This window comes from Umezawaea endophytica (assembly GCF_025061645.1).
Classification (GTDB): Bacteria; Actinomycetota; Actinomycetes; order Mycobacteriales; family Pseudonocardiaceae; genus Umezawaea; species Umezawaea endophytica.
Map to the genome: position 1 here is coordinate 162,803 of NZ_JANYMP010000018.1, position 12,167 is coordinate 174,969.

The following is a 12,167-nucleotide window of genomic DNA, read 5'->3' on the forward strand; positions in this document are numbered from 1 at the left end:
TCTCACGTTGGCGGAAACGGCCTTCTCCATCGATACAGTCGGCTCATCCCCGCGGGTTCCCTCGTCCTCCTCTCAGCCTAGTCCCGAGGGTCCGCATGTGTGATCTGAGCGCGAAACGACACGACTGTGTGTGTCGGCACAAGGGCATACGGAACAAACGCGTGTTCTGTTCAGGACCAAGGTCCCGGTGCGCCGGACACCCGGCCGGGTGGTGCCACGACCTCGCGGTTACGCTTCCGGCATCCCCGACCTGGTAGAGGAGTGCGTCGCGATGAGTGCCGTCACCGAGGCCCCGGCGCGGTCGCCCCGGCAGGTCGTGGGCGCCTACGTGGCGCTGACGAAGCCCCGCGTCATCGAGTTGCTGCTGATCACGACCATCCCGGCGATGCTGCTCGCCGCGCGCGGCGTGCCGCCGCTGTGGCTGATCGCGTGCACGCTGACCGGCGGCACCCTCGCGGCGGGCAGCGCGAACGCGCTCAACTGCTACGTCGACGCGGACATCGACTCGGTGATGAAGCGGACCACGGCCCGGCCGCTGGCCCAGCAGACCATTCCACCCCGCAACGCCCTGATCTTCGGCGTGGTGCTGGGCGTGCTGTCGTTCGCGTTCCTCTGGATCACGACGAACCTGATGTCGGCCGTGTTCGCCGTCGCCACGATCCTCTTCTACATCTTCGTCTACACGCTGGTGCTCAAGCGGCGCACGTCGCAGAACATCATCTGGGGCGGCATGGCGGGCTGCATGCCGGTGATCATCGGCTGGTCCGCCGTCACCGGCACGGTGAGCTGGCCCGCGATCGTCATGTTCGGCGTGATCTTCTTCTGGACGCCCCCGCACACCTGGGCGCTCGCGATGAAGTTCAAGGAGGACTACGCGCGAGCGGGCGTCCCGATGCTCCCCGTGGTCGCCACGGCGCAGCAGGTGACCAGGCAGATCGTCATCTACTCCTGGATCACCGTCGTCTGCACGCTGCTGCTGGCCCCGGTCACGAGCTGGATCTACGTCGGGGTCGCCGCCGTGTCCGGCGTCTGGTTCGCCGTCTTCGCCCACAAGCTGCACAACGTGGTCCGCAAGGGCGGCTCGACCAACACGATGAAGTTCTTCCACATGTCGAACCTGTACCTGATGCTGGTGTTCTGCGGCCTCGCCGTCGACGCCGTCGTCGGCCTGCCCGTGCTCGGGTGGCCGTTCTAACTCCTTCGGGGGACTACCCGTAGCGATCCCCGTCCCCTCCCGATAGTCCCGTTGTCCGGGGTCTCGGGAGGGGGAACGCGGTGGTCGGGTCTGCTGAACTGGTGGTCGAAGCGCTGGTGGCACGGGTCGCCGTGCGGGAGGCCGGGTGGGCATCGCCCGCGGTGGTGGACTCGTCGGCCGCGCTGAAGGCGTTGGCGTGCAAGGCGCTCGGGAACCGCGGGGCGGAACTGGTCGAGCGGCCCGCCGAGTTCCGCGGGGAACTGCTGCGGGAACTGCGCGACCCGTGCCCCGCGCTGGTGGCGGCGGCCCGCGAGGTGCTGACGTCCACCGGGGTCGGGCCACCGCCGTGACCAGCGCTAGGACACCGCCGCCAGCAGGTCCGTGACGCACGGGTCATCGAGGGACTCGACGATGCACTGCCACAGCTCCAGGTTCGCCGTCGCCCACCTCGTGTAGGTCGCCGCGGCCTCGGGGTCGTAGAAGTAGTAGCCCTCGTCCTGCTTGCCCTGCTGCTCGCCGACGATCTTGTGCGCCAGCTCCTGGAGCGTGATCCCGTTCTCCAGCAGGTACTTGTGCGCCAGCACGACCGGGGTGACGGGCAGCGCCTTGAACAACGTGTCCGCATCGGACAGCGCTTGCGCCTCGAGGGTGATGTCGCGGTGGCGGGTCCGCATCTCCGCCTCGTCGACCACGCGGTCGATCCACTCGACCGTGTCGAGGTCCACACCGGCCTCGGTGAGGATCTCGCGGCGCAGGCCGCTGCCCTCCGCCGCGGACGAGTTGCGGCGCACCACGTAGTTCACGTCGTGCACCAGCGCGGCCACGTGCACCACGTCGACGGCGGAACCGTTCCGCTCGGCGAAGTGGACCGCCTTGTCGCGGACGAAGCTGACGTGGTGCCAGCCGTGGAACTGGAGCCGGGGAGCGAGGCGCGTGCACAACTCCCACACGCGCCGCTCCACATCGGTCATGACGTTGGTCGAAAGTGCGCTTCGGACACGCATCGGAGCCCTCCCATGCCGGGTGGGCCGATGGTAGGTCCGTCTGGAGATCCTTAGAGCTGGTTCGTCAGTTCCTCCAACCGCGCCTCCACCGGGACGTGCCGGTGGCTGGCGCCGGTGTCCGGGTCGAACGACAGGCTCCACGGGCTGACCGCACGGGACTTGACCAGGAACGTCATGGTGTCGTCGCCCGCGCGTGGGATGCGGTGGAACTCGTGCGCGAGCATCGTCCCGGACGTCCCGACCGGGCACTCGGTGCGGCGCAGCAGCGCCGCCGACAGGATGGACCGCTCACCCGCGCCGAGCCGTGCCGTGTAGCGCTCGTGCAGGTAGGAGCCCGTCAGGATGGTCGTGCTGAAGTGGTACCGGTGGTTGTGGACGGAGTCCGCGTACCCGTGCCGCCAGTCCCGCTGCGGCTTGTACTCGTGCAGCCAGAACGTGAACGGCTCGGTCGGCTCGTCGCGCAGGCACCAGGCGAAGTGCGTGGTCGTCTCACGGGACCGCGAGACGATCCGCCGCTCCTCCTGGGGGGTGAGGGTCCGCAGGTGCTCCCGCAGACCCTCGCGAACCCCCGGTTGGGCCGCCCACCCTTCGAACAGCGGCCCGATCGACCACTGGTCGACGGCAGGGGGCCCGGCCGCGGTGATCCCGGAAGCTAGTTCGGGCAGAGTGGCCGTCCCGGCCAAGTCGATGAGCACCGCTATCAGCTCCCCAGCTGAGCAGAGGCCGAGAATTCCCGGCGGAAGGAGTGGAACTTCTCTTCTAGAGATCGATAGCCGCTGTCGTCCAACGGCGCACCGGTGATCTTCTCGAACAGCGCGAGGAATTCCACGCGACTGGTGTTCGGGCGGATCACGAAGTGCTGGCCCGCCCGTGAATTGCTGACGCGGAGGAATTCGGCCCTTTCCATTCCGTAGAGGAATGAGCCCTCCGTGAAGCGCAGTGTTCTCGGGTAGAGCCGGACCACGCCCGCGCTGGTGTTGCTGTAGAGCGTGAGCCACGCGCTGTCGTCGAACAGTTCGAGCCGGTCGAGCGGTGGGTCGGAAATGATCGTCACGTCGATCCGGTTGCACCTGCTCCGCGCGAGGAACAGGCCCACCAGCCCGATGGAGATCTGCTCGCGCAGCCGCGACTGGATGGTGTCGTAGTCGCCGTCCGCGCCTTCGTTGCGCAACAGGTACCGCGCCCGGCCGCTGATGGCGCTGCCGTCGCGCGGGTCCGCGAGCACCGCCCGCAGCTCGCACTCCGACCGCGACATGAGCAGGCGGCACGCCGCGTACCTGCCCGCGAAGCCGCGAAAGCAGTAGAGCCTGGTGCGGTCGAGGTCCTGCATCATGACCTGGTTGAACGCCGGGTCGGGTTTGGCGGTCGGCTCGAACACGTGGCTGGGGAAGAACTCGCGATCGAGCGCGCGGTACTCGGCGGTCAGCTCCTGGAGCGCCTTGCGGCTCTCCTCGACGACCGGGGTCACGAGGGCCCGCTGCGTGGCCGAGCTGGTCAGCAGCGTCTGCCCGAAACCGACCACCGCGGTGATCATGGTGCCGGTCCCGATGGAGTTGAGGAAATTCTTGAACGTACCCGGATCCATTCCACTGGACACGGTGAGGCATATTCCGGAAGTGACGACGAGACTCAGCAGTAGCAAACCTGTTCGAGTCCAGAACAATTCCTGCAACAGGTTGCTGCGGATGCCTCCGGCCTCCGCGGGCACAAGGTCACCTCCTTGGTGGGCAGCCGACAGGATGAATGCGTTCAGTATCCGATCGAGTGCGCGGAGTTACTGTACGCGCAGGTGTGACCGGACGGTAGCCGCAATTAGGGGTGGACGCCGATCGCGATTCGTGACCATCCGCAGCGCGGGGTGAACGGATTGGTCCGGTGGGGGGAGCCCGCGTCATTCGGTCGGACGTCCCGCCGGAATCGGACAACCATGAGTACTCCTGGCGGAACGAGGAGCGTCCGTTCGTCGCCATCTCGCGGCATCCCGACCCCTGCCGGACGGTGTCCGTCCCGGTGTCACGATCGGGTGTCGGGAGCGCGGAGCACCCGTTCGGGGGGAGGCCGGTCCACCCGCGTCCTCGGGCGCCGGGGAGGGGCGCGGCCGACGAATCGTCAGCGGGCCTGGTCGCCGTCGGGTCGGACGCTCCACCTAAGCTCCGCACCCATGCGTACTGCCGGCCGTACGGCCCTGACCCTCGTCGCCCTGTTGTCCGCCGGACTGTCCGTCGCCGCCTGCACGCCCAGCGACCGGCCGTCCACCGCCACCGGCGGAGCCTCGACCCCCGCGGCGACGGCGCCGGAGACGGAGGCCCGCGCGACCTCCGTGGCGCCCGCCAGCGGCCCGCCCTGCACGCCGGACCAGTTCAAGGTCACCGGCGCGCTCGGCTCCAAGCCCACGATCACCGTGCCGACGGGCTGCAAGCCGCAGGACGGCCTCGTGGTCGAGGACGTCGAGGTCGGAACCGGCCCGGAGGTCAAGCAGGGCTCGACGGCGACGGTGCACTACGTGCTCAACACCTTCAGCGACCAGAAGTTCCGCGAGTCGTCCTGGGACCGCAACCAGCCGTTCCCGGTCGAGAACGTCGGCCAGGCCTCGGTCATCCAGGGCTGGAACGAGGGCCTCGTGGGCCTGAAGGAGGGCGGTCGCCGCCTGCTCGTCGTGCCGTCGGACAAGGGCTACCCCGGCGGCCAGGGCGACATCCTGGCGGGCGAGACGCTGATCTTCGTCATCGACGCCGTCAAGGTCGAGGGCTGAGTCGGACCACCGGTCGCGGGGCCCGTCCGGAGTTCCGAACGGGCCCCGCTCCGCGTTCGGGTCAGGGGATCAGCAGCAGCTTCGCCGTGGTCCGCCTGCCCTGGAGGTCCTCGTGGGCCTTGCGCGCCTCGGCCAACGGGTAGCGCCCGCCGATCGCGACCTTGAGCGACCCGTCCAGGATGGCCGCGAACAGCTCACCGGCCCGCCACTCCAGCTCCTCGCGGTCGGCGACGTAGTGCGCCAGCCGCGGCCGGGTGAGGAACACCGAGCCCGCCGCGTTGAGCCGCTGCGGGTCGACCGGCGGCACCGGGCCGCTGGACCCGCCGAACAGCACCAGGTAGCCGCGGGACTTGAGCACCGACAGGCTGCCGTCGAACGTGTCCTTGCCGACGCCGTCGTACACCGCGTTGACGCCCGCGCCGTCCGTGAGGCGCTTGACCTCCTCGACGAAGTCCACCTCCGTGTACCGGACGACCTCGTCCGCACCGGCCTCCCGCGCCAGCGCCTCCTTCTCGGCCGTCGACACGGTGCCGATCACGCGCGCGCCGCGCGACTTCGCCAACTGCACCAGCAGCAGCCCGACCCCGCCCGCGGCGGCGTGCACCAGCACGGTGTCGCCCGCGTGGATCGGGTACGCCGACGCTGCCAGGTAGTGCGCTGTCAGCCCCTGCAACAGGGTCGCGGCGGCGGTCTCCTCGTCCACGCCCTCCGGCACGTGCATCGCCTTGGCCGCCTCGACGACGGCTTCCTCGGCGTAGCTGCCCATCCCGTCGTGCCACGCCACCCGGTCGCCCACCGCGAACCCGGTCACGCCCTCGCCGACCGCGGTCACCGTGCCGGACCCCTCGCCACCCAGCCTGATCGGCAGGTCCATCGGGTAGAGCCCGGACCGGTGGTAGGTGTCGATGTAGTTGACGCCCGCGGCGGCCACCGCCACGACCAGTTCGCCCACCCCCGGCTCGCGGGGCTCGACGTCGGTGTACTCCAGGACCTCCGGACCACCTGTCGAGCGCACCAGCACTGCCTTAGGCATTTACTTCCCCATTCTCGTGTTCGTCCGTCCCGCCGAGCGCCACGCGGCGCGCCAACCCCAGCGGCAGCGCCCCGGAGCCCGCGATCGTGTCGTGGAACTCCCGCAGGGTGCCCCGCCCCGCCGCGAGGTAGTCGGCGCGGATGTTCTCGATCTCCAACGCGCCCGTGAGGTACGACGGGGCCTGCGTCGGCATCGCGCAGTACCGGCTCACCTCGCCCTTCGCCGTGCCCGGCGTGAGCGACGCCTTGGTGGTCATGAACTCCTCCGCCTCCTCCGGCGTCTTGTCGCCGCAGTGCAGCGCCGTGTCCACGATCATCCGCGCCGCGCGGAACAGCCGCGCTTCCAGGTGGGCCAGCTCGTGCGCGGGCTCGGTGAAGTAACCGTGCTCGCGCAGCAGGGATTCCGCGTACAGCGCCCAGCCCTCGCTGAAGTACGGCGTGCGCAGCACCTTGCGCACCGGCCGGTCCTGCGCGGCCAGCCACGACAGGTGCCAGTGGTGGCCGGGGTAGGTCTCGTGCACCGCGATGGTCGGGAGCTGCGAGCGGGTGTTGGTGCGCAGCCGCTGGACGACCTGCTCGGGCGTGAAGTCGTCCGGCGGGTACGGCACGAAGAAGTGCCCGGTGCGCCCGCCGGTGAGCGGCGGGGGAGACAGGTACGAGGCGACGGCGGCGATCGGCCGCTGGAACTCCGGCGACGGGACGACCAGGCACTCCTCGCCCTCGGCGAACGTGACCAGCTCGTGCTCCGCGAGGAACGCCCGCGCCCGCCTGGTCTCCGCCTCGTACTCGGCCCGCATGTCCTCCACCGTCGGCGGGTGGTCCTGCTGGAGCGCCAGCACCACGTCGTGCCAGTGGTGCGGCGCGGTCAGCTCGTTCATCTCGGCTTCGAGCGCGTCGTACGCGGCGATGCCCCGCGTGTGCAGTTCGGCGGCGTCGTAGCCGAGCAGCTCCTGCTCGACCAGGAGCGTCGAGTACAGCTCCTCGCCCATCCGCCAGTCGCCGTGCGCGCGTTCGGCGAAGCCGTCCAGGAACGCGGCCAGCTCGTCGAACGCGACCGCGGCGGGTTCCGCAGCGGCCGCCAGCCTCGCCCGCAGGTCGGGGTCGGCCACCTGCGCGGGCAGCGACCGGGTGAGGAACGACCGGCCGGACCGCGCCTGCCCGATCGCCCGGCGCACGATCAGCGGCGACGCCAGCTCCGGGTCCAGGTTCGCCCGGCACGCGGCGAACACCGACGGCACCTCCGCGAGCCGCGCCAGCACCGTGTCGACCAGTTCCGGCTCCGGGCGCGGCCGGTGCAGGAAGGCTGTGAACAGCGGGAACAGCACCGACGACAGGTACGTCGACGGGTCGCGCCGCCACGCGGGCCAGGACGCTTTCGCCCGCAGCCCCCGCAGCACCGACACGAGCAGGTCGCGGTCGACCGCCTCGTCCAGGCTCAACCCGTCGTCGGGCACCGCCTCGAAGCGGGCCAGCCACTCGCCGGCCTCCCGCTCGTGGGCGGTGAAGCCCGCGGCGCTGAAGTCGCCGAACGTCCGGTCGTGCGCCAGTGAGCCCAGGATCGCGGCCTGGCCGGGGAAGCGGTCGAAGTGCCAGGCGAGTACGCCGTCGACGAGACCGGGGAGTGCCGGGTGATCGTTCACACGGCGAAAAGCTACCCGCACCGCCGTGGGGGCGGTCACCACCCGGAAGTTACCCGCGGGTTCTAAAGTGGACGTGTGGCTGACGACGAGCAGACGACGGAGAAGAAGACGACCGTCCCCCCGAAGGCGGTGAAGTCGGCGACCGCGTTCGTCGCCAAGCACGGCAAGGGCTCCCGCGCCGTGGTGGAACCCATCGGCCGAGCGGGCGCGCGGGTCGTGCTCGTCGGCGCGGACGACGGCGCGCTCGGCGACGTCGTGCTGGCCGACGTGGCCACCGCCGAAGCCCTGGTCGACCAGGTCCCCGACCTGCAACCGGCCGAGTGGGACCGCGAGACCACGGCCGCGCTCCGCATCGGCCCCGCCCACCGCCACAAGATGGCCGGGAAGTGAAGGCCTACCTGGTCTCCTGCGCGGAACTCCCCACCAGCGACGGCGACGACGACGCACTGGTGGACGCCCTGGCCGACGTCGGCGTCCACGCCGAATGGGCCCCGTGGGACTCGAGCGCGGACTTCGCGAGCGCGGACCTCGTCGTGCTCCGCTCACCGTGGGACTACACCGACAGGCTGGACGAATTCCTGACCTGGTGCGCCACCGTCCCGAACCTGGCGAACCCGCTCCCGGTCATCCGCTGGAACACCGACAAGTCGTACATGGTGGAGTTGGCGGACGCGGGCGTCCCGATCGTCCCGACCACCCTCCTGCACCCCGGCGACCGTCCACAGTGGCCTACCGGTGAATTCGTGGTGAAACCCGCGGTGGGCGCGGGCTCGAAGGGCGCCCTGCGAGTCGCGGCAGGCGACCACGCGGCAGCGGACGCCCACTGGGAATCCCTTGGCGTGAAAGCACTACTCCAGCCCTACCAGTCCGCAGTGGACAACCACGGCGAAACCGCGATGGTCTACTTCGGCGGCCAGTACTCCCACGCCTTCACCAAGAGCGCCATGCTCACCGACGAGTCCCGCCTGGACCCCTCGGGCACCTTCATCGTCGAACGCCTGTCCCCAGCCACCCCAGACGCCCCACACCGCCGAGTAGCCGAGGACACCTTGGACGCGGCCGCAACCCTGCTGGGCCTACACCGCGCCGACCTCCTCTACGCACGGGTAGACCTGGTAACCGGCTCCCACGGCGAACCACTACTGCTGGAACTCGAGTTGGCAGAACCCTCCCTGGGCTTCCGCCAAACCGACCACACCGCCCCAATGCGCTTCGCCTCAGCCATCCGCGCAGCACTGGCAACCCGCTAACCGGCCCATAAAGCCTCCCCACCAACCCCCTCCCCACCCACCCTTCCCTACCACCCTCCCAAGCCGCGCCCACCCGCCTGGAAGGCGCCCACACTCCCCCCGCCGCCCCGATCCCCAGCGCCCTCAGCTTCACGCTTGGTTTGTCAAGGCATCTTTCCCGCCTTGACAAACCAAGCGTGAAGATCGAGATACTTGAGCGAACGGGGCGACTCTCCCGCTCTTCGTCCTTCGCCCCACCCACCTGCACAAACCATTAGTTTCTTGACGAAGTTAATTTATTACCCCACGATCCCCTCATGGCGGCAACGAGGCCCCAACGGGCCCCCATCACCAGCCCAGCGGCGGCGACGGTCTTCAGCACCGTCCTCACCCAGGGCCCGGTCTCACGCGTCGAGGTTGGCAGGCGCACCGGCCTGTCCTCGGCCGCCGTCACCAAGGCGGCACGCCCCTTCATCGAAGCCGGCTACCTGGAGGAACTGACCTCCGAGGAGCGCACCGGCCCAGGCGCGGGCCGCCCCGCCAACCCCCTCGCCATCAAGGCCGACCGCGAGTTCTTCCTGGGCGTCAAGATCACCGACGACGACCTGATCGGCGTCGTCTGCGACCTCCGCGCCCAGGTCAGGGTCGCCCGCCACCACCCGCTGACCTCCACCGCCGTCCCGGACGTGGTCGCGGCCCTGACCAGCCTGGTCGCCGACCTGATCACCCCGTACCGCGACCGCGCCCACTGCCTGGGCGTCGCCGTCTCCGGCGACGTCGACCAGACGACCGGCGTGGTCCGCTACTCGCCCTTCCTCCGCTGGCACGACGTCCCCCTCGGCGACCTCCTCGCCGAGGCGACCGGCCTCGCGGTCCGCCTGGAGAACGACGTCAAAGCCCTCACCGTCGCCGAGCAGTGGTTCGGCGAGGGCGTGGGCGTCACCTCGTTCGCCCTCGTCACGGTCGGCACGGGCATCGGCTGCGGGCTCGTCATCGGCGGCAGGCTCGTCACCGGGGCCCACGGGGTCGCGGGGGAACTCGGGCACGTGCCGGTGGGCGACGACCAGCCGTGCCACTGCGGCGGCACGGGCTGCGTGGAAGCCATCGCGTCCACCAGTGCGATCGTGGCCCGCGCGGGGATGCCGATGGCCGAAGCCGTGGCCAGGGCGCGCTCCGGCGACCCGGCCGTCCGGGCGGTGTTCGCCGAGGCCGGGCACGCCATCGGTCTGGCGCTCGCGGCGATGGCGAACCTCGTCGGGCCGGAGCGGATCGTCGTGTCCGGCGAAGGGGTCGCGGCCTACGACCTGTTCGAGGAGCACGTGCGGAAGGCGTTCACCGCGCAGGCGTTCGGCGCGGTCGCCGACTGCCTGCTGATCCTGCGGCCCCTGCCGTTCGAGGAGTGGGCGCGCGGCGCGGCCGCCGTGTCGATCCAGGCCCTGTTCCGCCACTGACCTGCCACAACCCTGCGGTGAAGGGAAGTCCATGTCCAGAACGCTCACCCTGCGGAGGGCGCTCGCCGTCCTGCCCGTGCTCGCGGCCACCCTGGTGGTGCCCCCGGTCGCGGCGGCACCGGCCCAGGAACTGGCCCAGGAACTGGCCCAGGAACCGGCCGCCGTCCAGGACGCGCCCCTCGCCGCGAAGCCCTACCTGGGCTGGAGTTCGTGGAGCATGCAGTCCAGCAAGTACCCCGGCCTGAACCCCAGGGGCATGGGTAGCTGGCTGAACGAGGCGAACATCCTCAAGCAGGCGGACGCGGTCGCCGCGAAGCTGAAGCCCAGCGGCTACACGTACGTCAACATGGACGCCGGCTGGTGGATGAACTACGACTGGGTTCCGGACTTCGACTCGAACGGCCGCCCCAAGACGAACGCCGAGCGGTTCCCGCGCGGGATCAAGCACGTCGCCGACCACCTCCACCGCAAGGGGTTGAAGTCGGGCATCTACCTGCCGGTCGGCCTGGAGAAGGTCAACTACGACAAGGGCGACTTCCCGGTCGCGGGCGCGCCGTCGTGCAGCACGCACGACATCGTCCACGACGACCTGCGCACCACGAACGGGTGGGACAGCTCGTACAAGCTCGACTTCGCCAAGCCCTGCGCGCAGAAGTACATCGACTCGATCGCGACGATGTTCGCGAACTGGGGCGTCGACTTCTTCAAGCTGGACGGCGTCGGCCCCGGCTCCGGGAAGGCCGGGGTGAACTACGACAACCGCGACGAGGTGGCCGCGTACCGGAAGGCGCTCGACGCCACCGGCCGGAAGATCCACTTCGAGGTGTCGTGGTCGCTCGACATCGCCGCCATCGACACGTGGAAGGCGCACACCAACGGCTGGCGGATCGACACGGACGTCGAGTGCTACTGCGACACGCTGGTGACGTGGGAGAACTCGGTCGACAACCGGTGGGCCGACCTGCCGCAGTGGGTCCAGCACGCCGGGCCCGGCGGGTGGAACGACCTGGACTCCCTCGACGTCGGCAACGGCGAGATGGACGGGATCAACCCGGACGAGCGGCAGAGCTACATGACGCTCTGGTCGATCGCCGCCGCCCCGCTGTACACCGGCGACGACGTGACCAAGCTCGACGCGCTCGGCGAGAAGCTGCTGACCAACCCCGAGGTGCTGGCGGTCAACCAGCAGGGGCGGCCCGCCAAGCCCGTGCGCGAGGGCGGCGACCAGCAGACGTGGTGGGCGCGGAACACCGACGGGTCGTACACCGTGGCGCTGTTCAACCTGGCGTCCACGCCCAAACCGGTGCAGGGGCGGTGGAGCGACCTCGGGATGACCGGGGCCGGGAAGGTGCGGGACCTGTGGGCCCGCAAGGACCTCGGGACGTTCGCCGGCGGGTACGGGGCGCTGCTGCCCCCGCACGGGTCGCGGCTGTTCAAGGTGACGCCCGGCGTGCTCGTCGGCGGGCTGGAGGCCGAGGCGGGCAAGCTCGCAGGCCGGGCCGCCGTGAAGGACTGCGCGGGGTGCTCGGGCGGGAAGAAGGTCGGTGACCTGTACCAGAACGGGTCGGTGGAGTTCCGGTCCGTGCGGGTGGCGAAGGCCGGGCTGTACCGGCTGTCCACGTCCTACACCTCGGGTGACCCGCGGTGGTTCGGGGTGGCCGTGAACGACGCGCCCGCCGTGTGGAGCGAGTTCCCGGCCACGGCGGACTGGGGGACGGTCGCCGCGCACGAACTCGTGGTGACCCTCAAGCAGGGGAGCAACACGATCCTGTTCGACAGCGGCGGCGGGTACTCGCCGGACCTCGACAAGATCGACGTGAGCCCGCTGTAGGGCTCGGGCGGTCCGCGCCACCCGTGGCGCGGA

Annotated in this window: 12 protein-coding genes; 7 read left to right on the plus strand and 5 right to left on the minus strand. The window is 70.2% G+C overall.

The genetic code is table 11. The annotated features are described in order from the left end of the window. Positions 1-271: 271 nt before the first annotated feature. Both NZH93_RS32050 and NZH93_RS32055 read left to right on the plus strand, forming a co-directional pair. Positions 272-1,195: a heme o synthase gene (locus NZH93_RS32050; RefSeq protein ID WP_259626999.1), complete on the plus strand. Its 924-nt coding sequence runs from the start codon at positions 272-274 to the stop codon at positions 1,193-1,195. An 80-nt stretch (positions 1,196-1,275) separates the two neighbouring features. Further along, positions 1,276-1,545 carry a hypothetical protein gene (locus NZH93_RS32055; RefSeq protein WP_259627000.1) on the plus strand — a complete coding sequence of 90 codons (270 nt, stop codon included), beginning with the start codon at positions 1,276-1,278 and terminating at the stop codon, positions 1,543-1,545. 6 nt (positions 1,546-1,551) lie between these two features. Here NZH93_RS32055 and NZH93_RS32060 read toward each other — a convergent pair whose 3' ends face one another. Genes NZH93_RS32060 through NZH93_RS32070 form a run of 3 tightly spaced genes read right to left on the minus strand, consistent with a single transcriptional unit; the run spans position 1,552 to position 3,841 of the window. Continuing rightward, positions 1,552-2,199 (minus strand): HD domain-containing protein, encoded by a 648-nt coding sequence (locus NZH93_RS32060; RefSeq protein ID WP_259627001.1) that lies wholly within the window; start codon positions 2,197-2,199, stop codon positions 1,552-1,554. A 50-nt stretch (positions 2,200-2,249) separates the two neighbouring features. After that, a complete protein-coding gene (locus NZH93_RS32065; RefSeq protein WP_372506938.1) occupies positions 2,250-2,888 on the minus strand; it encodes a hypothetical protein in 639 nt (212 codons plus the stop codon). 11 nt (positions 2,889-2,899) lie between these two features. Then, positions 2,900-3,841, minus strand: coding sequence for a hypothetical protein (locus NZH93_RS32070; RefSeq protein ID WP_259627043.1), 942 nt, complete (start codon positions 3,839-3,841; stop codon positions 2,900-2,902). A gap of 519 nt (positions 3,842-4,360) precedes the next feature. On the opposite strand from NZH93_RS32070, the gene NZH93_RS32075 reads away from it, so the two are divergent. Further along, the gene (locus NZH93_RS32075) at positions 4,361-4,951 is read left to right on the plus strand and encodes an FKBP-type peptidyl-prolyl cis-trans isomerase (RefSeq protein ID WP_259627003.1); all 591 of its coding nucleotides are present in this window, start codon (positions 4,361-4,363) and stop codon (positions 4,949-4,951) included. Positions 4,952-5,012: 61 nt separating this feature from the next. Here the strand turns inward: NZH93_RS32075 and NZH93_RS32080 are convergent, their stop codons facing one another. Both NZH93_RS32080 and NZH93_RS32085 read right to left on the minus strand, forming a co-directional pair. Continuing rightward, the gene (locus NZH93_RS32080) at positions 5,013-5,984 is read right to left on the minus strand and encodes a quinone oxidoreductase family protein (protein ID WP_259627004.1); all 972 of its coding nucleotides are present in this window, start codon (positions 5,982-5,984) and stop codon (positions 5,013-5,015) included. Next, positions 5,977-7,623 carry a DUF885 domain-containing protein gene (locus NZH93_RS32085; protein WP_259627005.1) on the minus strand — a complete coding sequence of 549 codons (1,647 nt, stop codon included), beginning with the start codon at positions 7,621-7,623 and terminating at the stop codon, positions 5,977-5,979. Before NZH93_RS32085 ends, NZH93_RS32080 begins: the two co-directional genes overlap by 8 nt. A 75-nt stretch (positions 7,624-7,698) precedes the next feature. On the opposite strand from NZH93_RS32085, the gene NZH93_RS32090 reads away from it, so the two are divergent. From NZH93_RS32090 to NZH93_RS32105, 4 genes are all read left to right on the plus strand, one after another. Continuing rightward, a complete protein-coding gene (locus tag NZH93_RS32090; protein ID WP_259627006.1) occupies positions 7,699-8,013 on the plus strand; it encodes a hypothetical protein in 315 nt (104 codons plus the stop codon). Beyond that, entirely contained in the window at positions 8,010-8,873 is an 864-nt protein-coding gene (locus tag NZH93_RS32095; protein WP_259627007.1) for a DcsG N-terminal domain-containing protein, read from the plus strand. The genes NZH93_RS32090 and NZH93_RS32095 overlap by 4 nt, the downstream gene beginning before the upstream one ends. A 296-nt stretch (positions 8,874-9,169) precedes the next feature. Beyond that, a complete protein-coding gene (locus tag NZH93_RS32100) occupies positions 9,170-10,303 on the plus strand; it encodes an ROK family protein (protein ID WP_259627008.1) in 1,134 nt (377 codons plus the stop codon). Positions 10,304-10,334: 31 nt separating this feature from the next. Further along, positions 10,335-12,134 (plus strand): alpha-galactosidase D, encoded by a 1,800-nt coding sequence (locus NZH93_RS32105; RefSeq protein WP_259627009.1) that lies wholly within the window; start codon positions 10,335-10,337, stop codon positions 12,132-12,134. Positions 12,135-12,167: the final 33 nt, after the last annotated feature.